Below are 18,061 nucleotides of genomic sequence, written 5' to 3'. Positions count from 1 at the left end.
GGCTACCCGGTCAGGGCCGCCAGCCGCTCCCCGGCGGCGGCCCTGACCTCCGCCTCCTCCATCGGGTCGTCCCGCAGGTAGGCCAGCCGCTCCCGCACCTCCGGCCCGTCCGGCGCCTGCCCGACGGCCAGCAGCCGCGCCGCCGCCTCGCAGTCCCGGAGCGACTCGGTGTACACCGCGCCCAGCCCGGCGGGGCCGATCGCGGCCAGCGCCTCCAGATAGGCGGCCCGCTCGTACGAGTGCGGCGTCCACAACCAGAACCGGCGCAGCAGCGAGACGGCGTCCCCGGCCTCCGCCGGCCCGAACCGGGCGAGCGCCTTGGCCTGCCTCCTCGGCCCGCACCAGTGCCGCCGCACCCAGTGCCGTTCCAGCTCCGCCACCAGCACCGGGACGTCCTCGACCGCCCCGTACTCGGCCAGTACCCACTGCCCCTGCGCCCGCAGCCAGTCCGGCTCCGTGACCGCGGCCCACTCCCGCGCGGCGGGCACCGCCCGGGCGCCGAGCTTCTCCAGCACCCCGATCAGTGGCCACAGCACGTACCTGCCGTCCGCCGTCCCCAGCGACGGCACCAGCGGAAGCACCCCGGGCTCCGGCCCCCGGTCGTCGAGCACGTCCAGCGCGGCGGTCCGGCGCTCCTGCGACTCGGCCGGATCCGCCAGCAGCTCCAGCAGCTCCGCGTTCCCCGTCCTCGCCAACGGCTTCGCCTCCGGGGGCCCGTGCACCGGCCCCGGCCTGACCCACCCCCAACGCGTCCACGGCTCGCCCCACCGGTCCGCCGGATCCCGTCGCGCCCGTTCCCCGGCCGTCTCCGCCAGGTCCTCCCACCACTCCACCGGCCACCGGTCCGCCATCGCCTCCAGCACCGGCGCCCAGTACCGCCCCACCCCCACATGCGCCCGCAGCGCCTCCCGGGCCTGCGCCGAACCGTCGAGCGCCAGCAGCACCAGCACCGCGCCGGCCCGCTCACAGGTGTCCTCGTCCCCCGCCAGCAGCTCGACCACCGGCCCGACCGGCAGCGCGAGGTCCCTGACCAGCCGCGCCAGATAGAGCGCCCGCTGATCGACGGACTCCCACCGCCAGTCCCACCGCACGCACCCGTACACCAGCTCGGCGGCCGCCGCCGGGTCCTCCTCGGCCATCCGTGCCCCGAGCCCCCGGCCCCGCTGCAACAGCCCCGGCAGCGTCGCCGCCGGGGCGTACTCGTATCTCCGCTGTGTCACCCCGCCATCCTCCCCCAGCCCCCCTCGAGGACGGTTTCCGACCTATATCCCCCCTAGCGTCGGCCTTCCCGGACATGCGATGCGGAGACCGACATGAACCTCACCTGGCCGCAGGTCAGCGCCCGCCGTCTCGCCCGGCACGGACTGACCGCTCCGCTGCCGGGCGGACCGGCCGCCGTCGCCGGGGCGGTCTGCCGCGCTGGCGCCAGGCCCTGCCATTGGCGGCGGTCCGCGGCGCGCTCTGAATCGGCCCGGACCGCGGCCGCCAGGTCACCTACACCAACCCGCACCGGCTGCTCCCCGCCTTCACTCCGGCCGAGCCGCGGACCGCCCTGGACTGGCTGCTCCGCCGCTACCCGCACGCCTACGGCCCGGCCACCCCGGAGCACTTCGCCCGCTGGCTGGCCGCCCCCACCCGCTGGGCCGAGCGGCTCTTCACCGACGACCTGGTGCCCGTCCCGCTCGAAGGCGGCACCGCGTGGCTGCCCGCCGACGACACCGACTTCCCGCCCGCCGAGCCGACCGGCCCGCGCCTGCTCCCCTACTTCGACGCCTACACCGTGGGCTGCCACCGCCGCGACCTGCTCTTCCCCGGCCCGGCCGCCACCCGCGCCCTGAACCGCGGCCAGGCCGGCAACTACCCGGTCCTGCTGATCGACGGCACGGTCGCCGGTGTCTGGCACCAACGCCGCACCGGCCGCCGCGTCGACATCACCGTCGAGCCCCTGACCGGACTCACCCGCCGGCACCGCCACGACCTCGACGCCCAGGCCACCCGAATCGGCGAAATCCCGGAAGCCACCCCCACCGTGACCATCGGCCAGGTCACCACCGGCCCCCACGCCCGACCGGGGCATCGAGGCGCCGAACAGAGTGGGGCGGGGCCGGAACAGCCGTGCACAGGAAGTCGGCCGGGCCGACTTCCTGTGCACGGGGCGCGTCTCAGGCCGCCTGGTCGTCCAGCTCGGCGAGAAAGTCCAGGGCCACCGCCCAGGTCCGCTCGGCCGCCTCGGCGTCGTAGTCGGGCAGCTCGGGGTCGGTGTAGACGTGACCGGCGCCCCGGTAGCGGTGGACCTCGACGTCGGCGCCGGCCCGACGCAGCTGCAGGTACCAGGCGTTCAGCCAGTCCTCGGACTCGAACGGGTCCGGCTCGGCCACGTGCAGCTGGACGGGGATCGAGGTCGCCGCGTCCTCCCGGATGTCCGAGGTGCCGTGCAGCAGGAGCAGGCCGAGCGCCTTCTCGTCGGCCAGCGCGAGGTTCTGGGCGAGCGAGCCGCCGAGCGAGAGGCCGGCGTAGACGAGCGCGGCTCCCGACCCCAGCAGCGGGGCGGCGGCGCCGACGGCCCGGCGCAGCAGCTCGTCACTGCCGAGCTCCTCCTTGTACGCCATGCCCTCCTCGACGTCGTCGAAGGTCTTCCCGTCGAACAGGTCCGGGGTGTGCACGGTGTGCCCGGCGGCGCGCAGCCGGTCGGCGGCGGCGTGGACGGCGGGGCGCAGTCCGTAGACGGAGTGGAGGAGCAGGATCTGGGCCACGGTCGGACTTCCTTGCAGGGCGGGCGGAGACTCCCCCCATCATCGCTCATGGCCACCGGGTGGCCTCGCGCCCGCGCGGCGGTGGCGGAGGCCACGCGTCGGTGAAGCGGCGACGAACAGTCAGTCCGTCCTATGGAGTGGCGCGTTACCGACCGGTAGCCTGTCCGCCGTGACTGACCTTGTCGATGACATGACCGCTGCCCGCCCGCACCGCCGCCAGGTGCTGAAGGCCACCGCGATCGTGGCGGGCGCCGCCGCCCTGCCGCTCGCCCTCGGCTCCGCGGCCTCGGCCGCGACCGCCCCGCAGTTCCTGCACGGCGTCGCCTCCGGCGACCCGCTCCCCGACGGCATCCTGCTCTGGACCCGGGTCACCCCGACCCCCGACGCCGTTCCCGGCTCCGCCACGGGCCCGGCCACCGAGGTCCGCTGGGAGCTCGCCACCGACAAGGGCTTCACCCGGATCGCGGCGAGCGGCACGGTGACCGCCACCGCCGCCTCCGACCACACCGTCAAGGCCGACGTCCGCGGCCTGACCCCGGACACCCTCTACTGGTACCGCTTCACCGCCGGCGCCGCCGTCTCCCCGGTCGGCCGCACCCACACCACCCCGGCCGCCGACGCCGCCCTCTCCCGTCTGCGCCTGGGCGTCGCGTCCTGCGCCAACTGGGAGGCCGGCTACTTCTCCGCCTACCGCCACCTCGCCGCCCGCGGCGACCTGGACGCCTTCCTCTTCCTCGGCGACTACATCTACGAGTACAAGACCGGCGAGTTCTGCGCCCGCGGCTCGGTCGTGCGCCCGCACGCCCCCGCCCACGAGATCCTCACCCTCGCCGACTACCGGACCAGGCACGGCCGCTACAAGACCGACGAGGACCTCCAGGGGCTGCACGCGCAGGTCCCGACCATCGCGATCTGGGACGACCACGAGTTCGCCAACGACGCCTGGTCCGGCGGCGCCGAGAACCACACCCCCGGCACCGAGGGCGACTGGGCCGACCGGATGGCCGCCGCCAAGCAGGCCTACTTCGAGTGGATGCCGGTCCGCCCGTCGATCGCCGGCACCACCTACCGCCGCCTGCGCTACGGCAAGCTCGCCGACTTCCACCTGATGGACCAGCGCTCGTTCCGCTCGGAGCAGGTCAAGGTCGGCAACGGCGACGTCGACTCGGCCGACCGCAGCATCACCGGTCGCGCCCAGATGGACTGGCTGAAGGCCGGGCTCACCGCCTCCGACACCACCTGGCGGCTGATCGGCAACGAGGTGATGATCTCCCCGGTCGCCTTCTTCTCGCTGCCGGACTACCTGCTGCGCCCGCTGGCCAAGCTGCTCGGCCTGCCGGGCGAGGGCCTCGCGGTCAACACCGACCAGTGGGACGGCTACACCCACGACCGCCGCGAGCTGCTCGGCCACCTCAAGACGAACGGCATCACCAACACCGTCTTCCTGACCGGTGACATCCACTCCGCCTGGGCGTCGGACGTCCCCAACGAGGCCGCCACCTACCCGCTCTCGGGCAGCGCGGCCACCGAGTTCGTGGTGACCTCGGTGACCTCGGACAACATCGACGACGTCCTCAAGGTCGCCCCGCAGACCCTCTCGCTGGTGGCGGCCGCGGCGATCAAGTCGGCCAACCCGCACGTCAAGTGGGTCGACCTGGACTCGCACGGCTACGGCGTCCTGGACATCACCCCGAGCCAGACCCAGATGGACTACTACGTCCTGTCCGACCGCACCCGCAAGGACGCCACCACCAAGTGGACGCGCTCCTACCGCACCCGGTCCGGCACCCAGCAGATCGAGCGGGTCTACTCCCCCGTCAAGTAGGCCGCGCCCCGGAGGGGGTACGCCACCCAGGCGTACCCCCTCCGCAGACGCCGCCCCTCCGCGGGCTCCTCAGGACACCACGTCCTTGCGCGCGAACCCGCGGAACGCCAGCGCCAGCAGCACCACCGCGTAGGAGAGCGACAGCGAGACGCCCTGCACCATGCCGCCCCACTCCAACTGCGGCTGCAGGGCGTCCGCCCAGGCGTACTGCCAGTGCGCGGGAAGCCATTCCCGCAGGTCACCGAGGGCGGTGACGGCGTCCAGCACCCCGGTGACGATCGAGGCGAACACCGCCCCGCCGACCGCGCCCAGCGGCGCGTCGGTCGCGGTGGAGAGCCAGAACGCCAGCGCCGCGATCACGACCTCGCTCAGGAACACGAACGCCACCGCGAGCGCCAGCCGCGGCAGTGCCTCCGTCGCCGACAGGGTCGCGCCGGTGGGCAGCTTCAGGTCCCCCCAGCCGTACGCGGCGGTGCCGACCAGCAGCCCGATCGTCGGCAGCAGCACCACGGCCGCCGCCGAGAAGGCCAGCCCCACCACGAACTTGCGGGCCAGCAGCCGGGCCCGCGGCACCGGCGCGGCCAGCAGGTAGCGCAGCGAGGACCAGCTGGCCTCCGAGGCCACGGTGTCCCCGCAGAACAGCGCCACCGGGATCACCAGCAGGAAGCCGGTGCCCATGAAGAGCAGGGTGGTCGCGAAGTTCGGGCCGGAGGCGGTGGCCAGCTCGATGAAGCTGGTCCGGTCGGCCCGTCCCGGCGTGCCGCCGATCTGGAACGCCGCCAGGATCACGAACGGCATCGCGGCCAGCACCCCGCCGATCACCAGGGTGCGCCGGCGCCGCAGCTGGCGCAGGGCCTCGATCCGCAGCGGAAGCGTCCGCCCGGGCCGGTACCCGGGCGCGTGGTCCGGTGAGACGTGGTCCGGTGACACAACGGCGCTCACGCCGCACCTCCGATCAGCGACAGGAACGCGTCCTCCAGCCGGCGGTGCGGTCCGGCCCGCTCCACCGGCACTCCCAGGCGCACCAGCTCGGCCAGCAGTTGGCTGGCCGCCATGCCGTCCAGCCGCACCAGCAGCCCGCCCTCGACCACCTCCACCGAGCCCACGCCGGCCAGCGCGCCCGCCTTGTCGGCGGCCACCGCCAGCTCCGACGGCCCAAACGAGTCGGGTGTGCCGATCAGCAGGTGCTCGCCCGCGCCGATGATCTCGGCGACGGCGCCCGCCGTGACCAGCCGGCCGCGGTCCATCACCACCAGGTCGGTGCAGCTCTGCTCGACCTCCGCCAGCAGGTGGCTGGAGACGATGACGGTCCGGCCGGCGGCGGCGTAGCGCACCATCACCTCGCGCATCTCGCGGATCTGCGGCGGGTCGAGCCCGTTGGTCGGCTCGTCCAGGATCAGCAGGTCCGGCAGGCCGAGCATGGCCTGCGCGATGGCCAGGCGCTGCCGCATGCCCTGCGAGTAGGTCCGCACCGCCCGGTCCAGCGCCTCGCCGAGCCCGGCGATGGCGAGCGCCTCCGCCAGGTGCGCGTCCGCCTCCGGGCGGCCGGTGGCCTGCCAGTACAGCCGCAGGTTGGCCCGGCCGCTCAGGTGCGGCAGGAACCCGGCGCCCTCGACGAAGGCGCCGACCCGCGACAGCACCGGCGCGCCGGGCCGCACCAGGTGGCCGAAGATCCTGATCTCGCCGGCGTCGGGCCGGATCAGGCCCATCAGCATCCGCAGCGTGGTGGTCTTGCCGGCGCCGTTGGGCCCGAGCAGCCCGAGCACCTGGCCCTGCTCCACCCGGAAGCCCACGTCCCGAACGGCGTACCGGTCGGTGGCGCCCTTGTAGCGCTTGCCGAGGCCGGTGATCTGCAGCGGCACCTCGGCCAGCGCCGGGTCGTAGGCCGGCCCGCGGGCGGTCCGGCCGCGCCGGCGCAGCCGCGGCAGGAGCAGCAGCGCGGCCGCCACCGCGACGGCGATCAGCGGCAGCACCCAGGTCCGGGCCGGCAGCGGGGCGGCCTCGGTGACCAGCTCGGCGACGGTCGGCGCGGTGACCGGGCCGGCCAGGGAGACCCGGTAGGTGGCCGGCTCGGCCGGCGAGGCGTACGCCAGGTCGGTCGCGGCGAGCACCAGCCGCAGCCGGTGCCCGGCGGCGAAGGTGTGGTCGACGGTGGGCAGCGCCACCGTGACGGTCCGGCCGCCGGGCGCGTCCGCGCCGGTCACCCGGAGCGGGGCGGACAGCTGCTGCGGCAGGGTCTGCTTGCCGTCCGGCGCGACGTCGTACAGCTTGGCGAAGAGCACCGCGTCCGGCCGGTCGGCCGCGACCTTCACCGTGACCGTCGGCTGCCCGGTCAGGTGCAGTTGCCCGTCCAGCGGCGCCGAGTCGAACCCGGCGTACTGACCGGGGAAGTCGAGCGAGAGCCCGGCCCCGAGCGAGGCGGCCTGGCTGAGCGCGCCGATGCCGGGCAGCGCGGAGATGTTGGGCGGCGCGCCGCCGGGCGGGTTGGCGAAGGTCTGCTCGGCGCCCGCCTTGCCGCCGGTCAGCTCCACCTGCCGCGAGCCGGTGCCCGCCAGGCCGGGGTAGGCGTCGGCGGAGGCGCCGCGCAGCACGGCCTGGAAGCCGGTGGAGTCCACCCCGCCGGTGCGGGTCACCCGGAACGCCGGCCCGGTGGAGCCGGCCGGGTCCTGCCCGGCCGGCTCCTTCAGGTACCGGTCGAACCAGGCCCCGACCCGGTCCTCCACCCGGGCGCTGGTGTCGGTGCCGCCGTCGTGCCCGCCGGCGAACCAGTCCACCGCGACCGGCGCGCCGTTGGCCGCGACCGCCCGGGCGATCGCATCGCCCTGGTCGAGCGGGAACAGCGAGTCCTGCTGGCCCTGGACGACCAGGGTGGGCGCCTTGAGCCGCCCGGCCACCGAGGACGGGCTGGAGCGGTCCAGCAGGGCCACGGCCTCCGGATCGGCGTGACCGGCGGTCGCCACCCGGTCGTACATCCGGCAGAGCTCGTCCAGGAAGCGGCCGCAGCCGACCGTCGCGTCCGCCGAATCGCCCGGGGCCTGCTGCGGCCCGGTGCCACCGCGCGGGGCCTCGCCCGAGGGGCCGAGGTCCCCCGCCGAGCCGGTGGTGAAGAAGATGCCGGCCCAGAGCTTCTTGAACACGCCGTCCACCGCGCCCGAGCCCCGCACGCCCTGCGGGAACAGCGCGTCGGCCAGGTTCCACCAGGTGATCTGGCTGGCCACCGCGTCGATCCGGCTGTCGTACGCGGAGCCGAGCAGCGACACCGCCCCGCCGTACGAGGCACCGGTGATGCCGACCCGCGGGTCGCCCGGCCCGTCGAGGCGCACCTCGGGCCGCTGGGCCAGCCAGTCGACCAGGTGCCGGACGTCCTCGACCTCGCGGTCGGGGGCGTTGAGGCCGATCCGGCCGCCGGAGTGGCCGAAGCCGCGCGCCGACCAGGTCAGCACCGCGTAGCCCTGCCGGGCGAGCTGCTGGGCGCGCTCGCGCTCGCCCTCCTTGGAACCGCCGAAGCCGTGGGCGAGCAGGACCGCCGGGCGGGGACCCGTCCCGGTCGTGAAGAACGAGGTGTCCAGCTGGACCGCGGCGTCGCTGCCGGGCGTCTCCGGCATGCTGAGGAAACGATCCTCCTGCCGGACGGGCTCGTCCCCGCCGGCGGCCACCGCCACCGCCGTGCCGACTCCGGCCACCACCACCAGGGCCACCGCCGCGGCCAGCACTCTTCGTCCGACAGCCGTTCCGCGGCCGCGCCACCGACGCCACGCCCCACCGAGCTCCATGGTCGGTGATCGTATCCGCCGTGCCGGTAGGCGTCCGATAAGGCCGCCCGGGCCGGGCCGCGCCGAGACGCCCGATTCATCCGGCTATGCCCGGGTGTCGTCCGCCCGTCCCGCCCCGTCCCGCCCCGTCCCACTGCCCGACGACGAGGTGCCTGCGCTCCGGCCGCTGATCGCCCTGCTCGCCGCCATCGCCGCCACCCTGGTGATCGGCCGGATCGTCGACCAGGCCCTCCAGCGCGTCGCCGCGAGCCACCCGGACGACGCCGTCCGGGCACTGCTGTGCGCCCGTTGCAGGATCCCCCTGCAGCTGGGGGCCGGGTCGGCGCTGACGCTCTCCGCCGCCCCGCGGGAGCGGATCCTCCACCGGCACGACGACGGCCCGCACCACCTGGTGCCGCTGTTCCTGCTCGGCTCCGTCGGCCGGCTCGCCGTCCGGGTGGTGGCGGCCGGCCTGGAGGCGGCGTTCAGCCGCGACGAGCCGGCGCCGACGACTGCGCACGGAGGAGCACCCCGGTCCCGGCGCGACCCGGGACCGGGCCGGCCCTAGAGCACCCGGGTCATGGTCCGGTGCGGGATCCCGGCGTCGTCGTAGACCGGCCCCTCCGCCGTGTAGCCGAGCCGCTCGTAGAAGCCCAGCGCCTGCACCTGCGCGTGCAGCTCGACCTCACGGGCGCCCCGCCCGCGTCCGGCCGCCTCGACGGCGCGGACCAGCTCGGCGCCCAGCCCGGTGCCGCGCGCCGCCTTCACCACCGCGAGCCGGCCGAGCAGCACCCGGCCCGCCGTCCCGCCGGTGAGGGCGAGCGCCTGCGGGCCGTGGATCAGCCGGGCGGTGCCGAGCGGCTCGCCCTCCGGCCCGACCGCCAGCAGGTGCTCGGAGGTCGCGTCGAGGTCGTCGTACTCCAGTTCCTCGGGCACGCCCTGCTCGGCGATGAACACCTCGTGCCGGACGCCCCGCACCAGTGCCAGGTCGTCCGCGCCCTCGGCCACCCGGATCCGCGCCGCGAAGGAGCTCATGTCAGCTCTCCGCCGAGATGATGTCCAGCGCCCTGCGCAGGTCCTCGGGGTACTCGCTGCCGAACTGCACCCACTCGCCGTCGGCCGGGTGCTCGAAGGCGAGCGAGACCGCGTGCAGCCACTGCCGGGTCAGCCCGAGCCGCTTGGCCAGCGTCGGGTCGGCGCCGTAGGTCAGGTCGCCCACGCAGGGGTGGCGCAGCGCCGACATGTGCACCCGGATCTGGTGGGTCCGGCCGGTCTCCAGCTTGATGTCCAGCAGCGAGGCGGCCCGGTAGGCCTCGATGAGGTCGTAGTGGGTGACGGAGGGCTTGCCCTCCTGGATGACCGCCCACTTCCAGTCGGAGCTGGGGTGGCGCCCGATCGGCGCGTCCACGGTGCCGCTCATCGGGTCCGGGTGGCCCTGCACCAGCGTGTGGTACTTCTTCTCGGTCACCCGGTCGTGGAACTGGCGCTTGAGGTCGGTGTAGGCGCGCTCGGACTTGGCGACCACCATCAGACCGGAGGTGCCCACGTCGAGCCGGTGCACGACGCCCTGGCGCTCGGCGGCGCCCGAGGTGGAGATCCGGTAGCCGGCCGCGGCCAGGCCGCCGATCACGGTCGGACCGGTCCAGCCGGGGCTGGGGTGGGCGGCGACGCCGACCGGCTTGTCGACGAGCACGATGTCCTCGTCGTCGTGGACGATGCGCATGCCCTCGACATGCTCGGCGACGATCCGCACGGGCGCGGCGGGGGCCGGGATCTCGACCTCCAGCCAGGAGCCGGCGGTGACCCGGTCCGACTTGCCGGCCAGGGCGCCGTCGAGCGTCACCTTGCCGTCGGCTGCCAACTCGGCGGCCTTCGTCCGGGAGAAACCGAACATCCGGGCGAGGGCGGCGTCGAGTCGCTCGCCCTCCAGGCCGTCGGGTACGGGGAGGCTGCGGATCTGCGCTGCGGTACTCACCCGTACGAGTATGCCGGACGCGGGAGCCGCCCCTTACGCGGTCGGGCCGGGCCGGTCCCCGTCGGCGTCGCCCCCGGCCGCCCCGTCCTTGCCGCCCGCGCCCTTGCCGGCCGGCTGGTGGACGGTGCCGTCCGGGTTGCTGCCGCGGAAGGAGAGCAGCACCACCAGGATGCCGCCGCAGACGATCGCCGAGTCGGCGAGGTTGAAGACGGCGAAGTGCTGGACGGAGATGAAGTCCACGACGTGGCCGCGGAAGGCGCTCGGCGAGCGGAACAGCCGGTCGGTCAGGTTGCCCAGCGCCCCGCCGAGCAGCAGCCCGAGCGCGATCGCCCAGGGGAGGCTGTACAGCCGGCGGGCGATCCGCCAGATGACCACGATGACCGACGCCGCGATCACGGTGAAGACGATGGTCAGCGCCTGGCCCATGCCGAACGCGGCGCCGGAGTTGCGGATCACCTGGAAGGTCACCACGTCGCCGATCACCTTGATCGCCGCGTGGTTCTCCAGGCGGGCGACCACCAGCAGCTTGGTCCCCAGGTCGATCAGGAAGGCGACCAGCGCGACGCCCAGCAGGACACCGATCCGCCGGCGCCCCTTCGGTGCCTCCTGCTCGACCGGAGCGGTCACCTCACCGGGCTCGGCCACGGCCTCCTCCAGGGCTTCGGCGGGGGTCGGGACGGACTCGTCCCGCGTCTGGGGGGAACCTTGCGTACTGATGATCCGCTCCGCTGCCGATGAGGGTCCCCCGGGGCCGAAGACCGGGGGAGAGTGGGCCGGTGGTCGCCGACCTCGACGAGTCAGGCGACGTTACGGGGTCGAGCGTACGGCAAGCCCGACCCCCCGCGTCGCCCCGGTCAGCGGCGTTCCTGCTTGGCCTTGCACTGGACGCAGAGCGTCGCCCGGGGGAAGGCCTGCATGCGGGCCTTGCCGATGGCCTGGCCGCAGGACTCGCAGGTCCCGAAGCCGACGCCCTCCAGCCGGCCCAGGGCCCGCTCGACCTGCGCGAGGCTGTCCCTGGCGTTGTTCGCCAGCGCCAGCTCGCTCTCCCGCGAGATGTTCTTCGTACCGGCGTCGACCTGGTCGTCGCCGGCTCCGTCGTTGGAGTCCCGCATCAGCCCGGTGATCGCGGCCTCGGCGGCGCCGATCTCGTTCTGCAGCCGGTCCAGCTCGCTGATCAGCTCGGCGTGCAGTTCGTGCACCTCCTGCGAGGTCCACGGGTCCTCGCCCGGGCGGACGGGAAGCTCGGCCGGGTCCACGGCCTCCGCGCCGCCGCCGCGGACCGCCGCGACGGCGGTGCGGGTGCGGCCGGGGGCCACGAGCGCGGAATCGTTGCTGGTCTTGTGCCGTGCGGTAGTGGTCACGGTCCCCTCCCCTGGTTCGCCTGCCACGGCCTTGCGGGCCCGCTTGGTGGCGGTACCCGCGCCGGTTGCCTCATCAGCCATGGCTTCGACCCCATCTACGAACGAATCGAGCCGCCGGTTCCCGGCGGCCTCCAGTGCCGGAACGATAATCCCCATCAAAACCGGTCACAACATGACATACCGACGCCTCACCATGATCCCACCCAGGCAGCCGTCACACCCGCCCCGCCCCGCGCGCTGACCTGAGTTGTGCCCAGAACACCCCCGCCTAACCGCCTCCGCGCGCCGTCGCGGCGGCGGACAAACCGACTTGCGGCTGCCGATAGACTGGGCCGGCAAGGCGCAGATGGGACGAGTACCGACGTACGCAGCCACCAGCGACCCGGGGACGGTGCGAGCCCGGGGGTGTGCGCGGCGGGAAGATCACCCCGGAGCCGCCGGAAGAACGGCCGCTGGTCAGCCCAGCGGCCCGGTAGAACCGGCAGCAAGCCCAAACAAGAGGGTCGCAGCAGCACCGCGGCCAAGGAGGGTGGTACCGCGGGGCGGCTCGCCGTCTCGTCCCTCCGTCGGATCCAGCCGATATCCGCCGGAGGTTTGACACCGCGATGACCACCTACAACGCCGTCCCCGCGCAGGTGGACCTGCCTGCCCTCGAACACCAGATCCTCTCGTTCTGGCAGGACAGCAAGATCTTCCAGCGCAGCCTGGAGCAGTCCGAGGGCCGCCCCGAGTGGGTGTTCTACGAGGGCCCGCCGACCGCCAACGGCATGCCCGGCGCCCACCACATCGAGGCGCGCGTCTTCAAGGACGTCTTCCCCCGCTACCGGACGATGAAGGGCTACCACGTCGCCCGCAAGGCCGGCTGGGACTGCCACGGCCTCCCCGTCGAGCTGGCCGTCGAGAAGGAGCTGGGCTTCTCCGGCAAGCAGGACATCGAGGCGTACGGCATCGCCGAGTTCAACGCCAAGTGCCGCGAGTCGGTGACCCGCCACACCGACGCCTTCACCGAGCTCACCACCCGGATGGGCTACTGGGTCGACCTCGACGACGCCTACCGGACGATGGACCCGTCCTACGTCCAGTCGGTCTGGTGGTCGCTCAAGCAGATCTTCGACAAGGGCCTGCTGGTCCAGGACCACCGGGTCGCCCCCTGGTGCCCGCGCTGCGGCACCGGCCTGTCCGACCACGAGCTGGCCCAGGGCTACGAGACCGTCGTCGACCCCTCGGTCTTCGTCCGCTTCCCGCTCACCTCCGGCCCGCTGGCCGGCGGGGCCGCGCTGCTGGTCTGGACGACCACGCCGTGGACCCTGGTCTCGAACACCGCCGCCGCCGTCCACCCCGAGGTCACCTACGTGGTGGCCACCGACGGCACCGAGCGGCTGGTCGTCGCGGAGCCGCTGCTGGCCAAGGCGCTCGGTGAGGGCTGGGAGGCCACCGGCGAGTCGTTCACCGGCGCCGAGATGGAGCGCTGGGCGTACCGCCGCCCCTTCGACCTGGTCGAGATCGAGGACGCGCACTACGTCCTCAACGCCGACTACGTCACCACCGAGGACGGCACCGGCATCGTCCACCAGTCCCCCGCCTTCGGCGCGGACGACCTCGCGACCTGCCGCCGCTACGGCCTGCCGGTGGTCAACCCGGTGCTCGCCGACGGCACCTTCGCGCCCGAGGTCCCGCTGGTCGGCGGCCAGTTCTTCAAGAAGGCCGACGAGGCCCTGGTCGCGGACCTCCAGGAGCGCGGCCTGCTCTTCCGCCACCTGCCGTACGAGCACAGCTACCCGCACTGCTGGCGCTGCCACACCGCGCTGCTCTACTACGCGCAGCCGTCCTGGTACATCCGGACCACCGCCGTCAAGGACGCGATGATCCGCGAGAACGAGGCCACCAACTGGTACCCGGAGACGGTCAAGCACGGCCGCTTCGGCGACTGGCTGAACAACAACATCGACTGGGCGCTCAGCCGCAACCGCTACTGGGGCACCCCGCTGCCGATCTGGCGCTGCGAGGAGAACCACCTCACCTGCGTCGGCTCGCTGGCCGAGCTCTCCGAGCTGACCGGCACCGACCAGAGCGGCCTGGACCCGCACCGCCCGTACATCGACGACGTCACCTTCGCCTGCCGCGAGTGCTCCGGCACCGCCACCCGGGTGCCCGAGGTGATCGACGCCTGGTACGACTCCGGCTCGATGCCCTTCGCCCAGTACGGCTACCCGTACCAGAACAAGGAGCTCTTCGAGAAGCGCTACCCGGCGCAGTTCATCTCGGAGGCGATCGACCAGACCCGCGGCTGGTTCTACACGCTGATGGCCGTCGGCACCCTGGTGTTCGACCGGAGCAGCTACCAGAACGTCGTCTGCCTGGGCCACATCCTGGCCGAGGACGGCCGCAAGATGTCCAAGCACCTGGGCAACATCCTGCAGCCGATCCCGCTCATGGACCAGCACGGCGCGGACGCGGTGCGCTGGTTCATGGCGGCCGGCGGTTCGCCCTGGTCGGCCCGCCGGGTCGGCCACGGCACCATCCAGGAGGTGGTCCGCAAGACCCTCCTCACCTACTGGAACACCGTCGCCTTCCAGGCCCTGTACGCCCGCACCTCCGGCTGGGCGCCGTCCGCGAGCGACCCGGCCCCGGCGGCGCGGCCGCAGCTGGACCGCTGGGTGCTCTCCGAACTGAACACCCTGGTCCGCGAGGTCGACGCGGCCTTCGAGGCGTACGACACCCAGCGCGCAGGCAAGCTGCTCTCCGGCTTCGTCGACGACCTCTCCAACTGGTACGTCCGCCGCGGCCGCCGCCGCTTCTGGCAGGGCGACGCCGCCGCGCTCGCCACCCTGCACGAGGCGCTGGAGACGGTCACCCGGCTGATGGCCCCGCTGACGCCGTTCATCACCGAGCGGGTCTGGCAGGACCTCGTCGTCCCGGTCGCCCCGCAGGCCCCGGCCTCGGTCCACCTGGCGGGCTGGCCGGAGGCGGACGAGGCGCTGATCGACGCCGACCTCTCGCGCCACATGGCGCTGGTGCGTCGCCTGGTCGAGCTGGGCCGGGCCACCCGCGCCGAGTCCGGTGTGAAGACCCGTCAGCCGCTCTCCCGCGCGCTGATCGCCGCCCAGGGCTGGGAGGAGCTGCCGGCCGACCTGCGCGCGCAGATCGCCGAGGAGCTCAACGTCTCCGCCCTGGAGTCGCTGGCCGAGGTCGGCGGCTCGCTGGTCGACACCACCGCCAAGGCGAACTTCCGGGCGCTCGGCAAGCGCTTCGGCAAGGGCGTGCAGGACGTGGCCAAGGTGGTCGCGGCCGCCGACGCCGCGGTGCTCGCCGCCGAGCTGCGCGCCACCGGCAGCACCGGGGTGGAGCTGAACGGCGAGCGGATCGAGCTGGGCCCGGACGAGGTGATCATCACCGAGACCCCGCGCGAGGGCTGGGCGGTCGCCAACGAGTCCGGTGCCACCGTCGCCCTCGACCTGGCCATCACCCCGGAGCTCAAGCGCCTCGGCATCGCCCGCGACGCGATCCGGCAGATCCAGGAGGCCCGGAAGAACTCCGGCCTGGAGGTCCCCGACCGGATCGTGCTGCGCTGGCAGGCCGCCTCCGACGAGACCACCGAGGCGATCACCGAGCACGGCCCGCTGGTCGCCGAGGAGGTGCTGGCCACCGACTTCGCGGCGGGCACCGCCGACTGGGAGTCCGAGACCTTCTCGGACGAGGGCCTCGGCCTGACCTTCCGGCTCCGCAAGGCCTGACCCGCACGGCCTGACCAGCAAGGCCCGACCCGTCGGGCCCGACCCGCACGGCGAAGCCGCCGCCGCCCCACCCGGGGTGGCGGCGGCTTCGCCGTCTCCGGAGCCCGCGCCCCGGCGCCCGGTCGCACCGGCGCTCACCCGGGGGCGGGCGCACAGACGAGGGCGCCCCCGTCATGACCCGGAAGTCACGGCAGGGGCGCCCTCGAAATGCCTGGCTACAACCTCAGTTGTCGCCGTCCTCGTCGATCAGGAAACCGCGCATCGGCGCCGGCGCCTGCTGCATCGGCTGCGGCGGCTGCGGGCGGACGGCGGCCATCGGCTGCGTCATCCCGGCCGGCTGCATCTGCGGGGCACCGGAGTTGCCACCGGAGGACTGCCCGCCGAAGCTCGGCGCACCGTTGTTGCCGCCGAAGGAGCTCTGGCCGCCGAACGAGGGCTGGTTCCCGCCGAAGGACGGCTGGTTGCCACCGAAGCTCGGAGCACCCCCGCTCATCGCGGACGCACCGGCCGGAGCCATCGACGACGCGGCCGGCGGCAGCGAGGCGGTGGCCGGGATGCGCGGCGGAGCGAGCGAGTCGTCCGCCTGCGACTCCAGCTGGCGCAGCTGGGTCTCCAGGTAGGACTTCAGACGCGTGCGGTACTCACGCTCGAACGCCCGCAGGTCCTCGACCTTGCGCTCCAGCGTGGCCCGCGCGGACTCCAGGGAGCCCATCGCGACGCGGTGCTTCTCCTGCGCGTCCCGCTCCAGGGCGTCGGCCTTGGCACGGGCGTCGCGCTCCAGACCCTCGGCCCGGCTGCGCGCCTCGCCGACGATCTTGTTGGCCTCGGAACGGGCCTCCGAGATCGCCTGGTCCGCGGTCTGCTGGGCGAGCGCCAGCACGCGGGCCGCGCTGTCGCCGCCGGGGCCCTGCTGCTGCTGCATCGGAGCGCCCATCGGGCCGCCCATCTGCTGCGGCTGGCCCATCGGGCCGCCCATCTGCTGCATCTGCTGCTGGCCCATGCCCTGGCCCATCGGGTTGCCCATCTGCTGCGGGCCGCCCGGACCGCCCATGGGCTGGAGCATCTGACCGCCCATCGGCTGTACCAGCTGCTGCTGGCCGCCCATGGTCTGGTTCATCTGCTGCTGCTGGCCGCCCATCGGGCCGCCCTGGCCGGACGGGAGCTGCGGGGCACCGGACGGCAGGCCGAGGGGCTGGTTGCCCATCTGCTGCTGCTGCGGGCCGCCCATCTGCTGCGGACCGCCGGGGCCGCCCATCTGCTGCGGGCCGGGGCCCTGCTGCTGCCCGGGCACCGGCGGGCCGGATATGGCGGCCGGCACCGGGGCGCCGGGACGCGAGTCCTGCGGCGGCTCCTTGCGCATGTTGGCCTGGTTCTGCGCGGCGGCACGGGTCGCGGCGGCCAGCTTGGCGCGCAGGTCCTCGTTCTCGCGGAGGAGGCGGGTCAGCTCCGCCTCGACCTCGTCGAGGAAGGCATCGACCTCGTCCTCGTCATAGCCTTCGCGCAGGCGGACGGTCGTGAACTGCTTGTTCCGAACGTCCTCGGGGGTCAATGGCATCTCTTCACCTCAACGTGATCGTCGGCACACCGGCATCCTGTCGCATCGCTCACCTACGACTAGGGCCGCACAAGCGAGATCAGGACATACACAATGATCATCAGTACGAAGAAGGACAGGTCGAGCGCCACGCCCCCGAGACGCAACGGCGGAATGAACCGCCGAAGAAGCTTGAGCGGCGGATCCGTGACAGTGTACGTGGCCTCCAGGACCAGGACCATGGCCTTGCCGGGCCGCCACGAACGTGCGAACTGGAAGACCCAGTCCATCACCAGCCGCACAAGCAGGAACACCAGGAAGACGGTCAGCGCGTAATAGAGCACCGCCCACACGATCCCCATCGCGCTTCCCTCTCCCCGGTTCTCGACCCTTCGGCCGTGCCGCCTGTCACTAACTCACTGTCGATCAGATCCACACGTAAAGTCATGGCCGGGTCAGCTCTGGTTGAAGAACCCACCCTCGGCGATCCGAGCCTTGTCCTCCGCCGTGACATCGACGTTAGCAGGCGACAGCAGGAACACCTTCTGTGTCACGCGCTCGATACTGCCGTGCAGACCGAAGACGAGTCCAGCGGCGAAGTCTACGAGCCGCTTGGCATCGGTGTCGTCCATCTCGGTGAGATTCATGATCACCGGGGTCCCGCCACGGAACTGTTCCCCGATCGTACGGGCCTCGTTGTAGGTCCGGGGGTGCAGCGTGGTGATGCGGTAGGGCTCTCGTTCGTTCACTACCTTGGGCATGATCACCGGGGCGCTCTTCTCCAGGTTGTGGCGGCGTTCGGGTGTGATGGACGACACTGGGGCCATCCTCGGGGTCTCCTGGCGGATCGGGACCGCGGCCGGCACCGGCTGCGGCGTGATCGAGGAGACCGGGGCGGGTGCCGCGGCGGGCCGGGGGATGTCCTCCGTCCGCCCCGTTCGGATCGGCTCGGGGTCCGCGTCGTAGTCGTCGTCGGGGTCGTACCCCTGGCCGTCGTACGTCTCGTCCTCCACGAGGCCGAGGTAGACCGCCATCTTGCGCATTGCGCCGGCCATGCTCCTGTCTCCTCCGCTCATGCCCACCTCGCTGTCCGCTCGGTGGTCGCTTCGCGAACGCGCGCCTCTCGA

At 73.4% G+C, this 18,061-nt stretch carries 14 protein-coding genes and 1 pseudogene; 4 read left to right on the top strand and 11 right to left on the bottom strand.

Features of this window, described 5'->3' with window-relative positions; translation table 11 throughout:
• Positions 1-2: 2 nt before the first annotated feature.
• A complete protein-coding gene (locus ABT263_RS03815; RefSeq protein ID WP_352287152.1) occupies positions 3-1,220 on the bottom strand; it encodes a hypothetical protein in 1,218 nt (405 codons plus the stop codon).
• A 245-nt stretch (positions 1,221-1,465) separates the two neighbouring features.
• Here ABT263_RS03815 and ABT263_RS03810 point away from each other — a divergent pair.
• Positions 1,466-1,993, top strand: a pseudogene (locus ABT263_RS03810) (DNA glycosylase AlkZ-like family protein); the annotation flags it as partial.
• Between the two features lie 169 nt (positions 1,994-2,162).
• Here ABT263_RS03810 and ABT263_RS03805 read toward each other — a convergent pair.
• Entirely contained in the window at positions 2,163-2,753 is a 591-nt protein-coding gene (locus ABT263_RS03805) for a dienelactone hydrolase family protein (protein ID WP_352287149.1), read from the bottom strand.
• Positions 2,754-2,943: 190 nt separating this feature from the next.
• Here ABT263_RS03805 and ABT263_RS03800 point away from each other — a divergent pair, with 190 nt between their 5' ends.
• Positions 2,944-4,578 (top strand): alkaline phosphatase D family protein, encoded by a 1,635-nt coding sequence (locus ABT263_RS03800; protein WP_352287246.1) that lies wholly within the window; start codon positions 2,944-2,946, stop codon positions 4,576-4,578.
• Positions 4,579-4,647: 69 nt separating this feature from the next.
• Here the strand turns inward: ABT263_RS03800 and ABT263_RS03795 are convergent, their stop codons facing one another.
• Both ABT263_RS03795 and ABT263_RS03790 read right to left on the bottom strand, forming a co-directional pair.
• Positions 4,648-5,520 carry an ABC transporter permease gene (locus ABT263_RS03795; protein ID WP_352287147.1) on the bottom strand — a complete coding sequence of 291 codons (873 nt, stop codon included), beginning with the start codon at positions 5,518-5,520 and terminating at the stop codon, positions 4,648-4,650.
• Entirely contained in the window at positions 5,517-8,351 is a 2,835-nt protein-coding gene (locus ABT263_RS03790; RefSeq protein WP_352287144.1) for an alpha/beta fold hydrolase, read from the bottom strand. Before ABT263_RS03790 ends, ABT263_RS03795 begins: the two co-directional genes overlap by 4 nt.
• 94 nt (positions 8,352-8,445) lie before the next feature.
• Between ABT263_RS03790 and ABT263_RS03785 the strand changes: the two genes are divergently transcribed.
• Positions 8,446-8,898: a hypothetical protein gene (locus ABT263_RS03785; protein ID WP_352287141.1), complete on the top strand. Its 453-nt coding sequence runs from the start codon at positions 8,446-8,448 to the stop codon at positions 8,896-8,898.
• On the opposite strand, the gene ABT263_RS03780 is transcribed toward ABT263_RS03785, so the two are convergent.
• The 4 genes from ABT263_RS03780 to ABT263_RS03765 all read right to left on the bottom strand — a co-directional run bounded on the left by ABT263_RS03780 (position 8,895) and on the right by ABT263_RS03765 (position 11,666).
• Positions 8,895-9,365, bottom strand: a complete 471-nt coding sequence (locus ABT263_RS03780; protein ID WP_329487245.1) for a GNAT family N-acetyltransferase — start codon at positions 9,363-9,365, stop codon at positions 8,895-8,897. The genes ABT263_RS03785 and ABT263_RS03780 overlap by 4 nt on opposite strands.
• A 1-nt stretch (position 9,366) precedes the next feature.
• Positions 9,367-10,305, bottom strand: coding sequence for an RluA family pseudouridine synthase (locus ABT263_RS03775; protein ID WP_329487246.1), 939 nt, complete (start codon positions 10,303-10,305; stop codon positions 9,367-9,369).
• A gap of 33 nt (positions 10,306-10,338) precedes the next feature.
• Positions 10,339-10,950, bottom strand: a complete 612-nt coding sequence (lspA, locus tag ABT263_RS03770) for a signal peptidase II (RefSeq protein WP_352287138.1) — start codon at positions 10,948-10,950, stop codon at positions 10,339-10,341.
• A gap of 209 nt (positions 10,951-11,159) precedes the next feature.
• The gene (locus tag ABT263_RS03765; protein ID WP_352287135.1) at positions 11,160-11,666 is read right to left on the bottom strand and encodes a TraR/DksA family transcriptional regulator; all 507 of its coding nucleotides are present in this window, start codon (positions 11,664-11,666) and stop codon (positions 11,160-11,162) included.
• Between the two features lie 605 nt (positions 11,667-12,271).
• Between ABT263_RS03765 and ileS the strand changes: the two genes are divergently transcribed.
• The gene (gene ileS, locus ABT263_RS03760; RefSeq protein WP_352287134.1) at positions 12,272-15,400 is read left to right on the top strand and encodes an isoleucine--tRNA ligase; all 3,129 of its coding nucleotides are present in this window, start codon (positions 12,272-12,274) and stop codon (positions 15,398-15,400) included.
• A 223-nt stretch (positions 15,401-15,623) separates the two neighbouring features.
• Here the strand turns inward: ileS and ABT263_RS03755 are convergent, their stop codons facing one another.
• The 3 genes from ABT263_RS03755 to ABT263_RS03745 form a co-directional block, all read right to left on the bottom strand.
• Positions 15,624-16,955, bottom strand: a complete 1,332-nt coding sequence (locus ABT263_RS03755; RefSeq protein ID WP_352287132.1) for a DivIVA domain-containing protein — start codon at positions 16,953-16,955, stop codon at positions 15,624-15,626.
• Between the two features lie 59 nt (positions 16,956-17,014).
• The gene (locus tag ABT263_RS03750) at positions 17,015-17,296 is read right to left on the bottom strand and encodes a YggT family protein (protein ID WP_148645520.1); all 282 of its coding nucleotides are present in this window, start codon (positions 17,294-17,296) and stop codon (positions 17,015-17,017) included.
• 93 nt (positions 17,297-17,389) lie between these two features.
• Positions 17,390-17,989 carry a cell division protein SepF gene (locus tag ABT263_RS03745; protein ID WP_329487250.1) on the bottom strand — a complete coding sequence of 200 codons (600 nt, stop codon included), beginning with the start codon at positions 17,987-17,989 and terminating at the stop codon, positions 17,390-17,392.
• Positions 17,990-18,061 lie beyond the last annotated feature (72 nt).

It is taken from the genome of Kitasatospora sp. NPDC001603 (assembly GCF_040298365.1).
Taxonomy (GTDB): Bacteria; Actinomycetota; Actinomycetes; order Streptomycetales; family Streptomycetaceae; genus Kitasatospora.
This window is presented reverse-complemented; position numbering and strand designations above follow the sequence as displayed.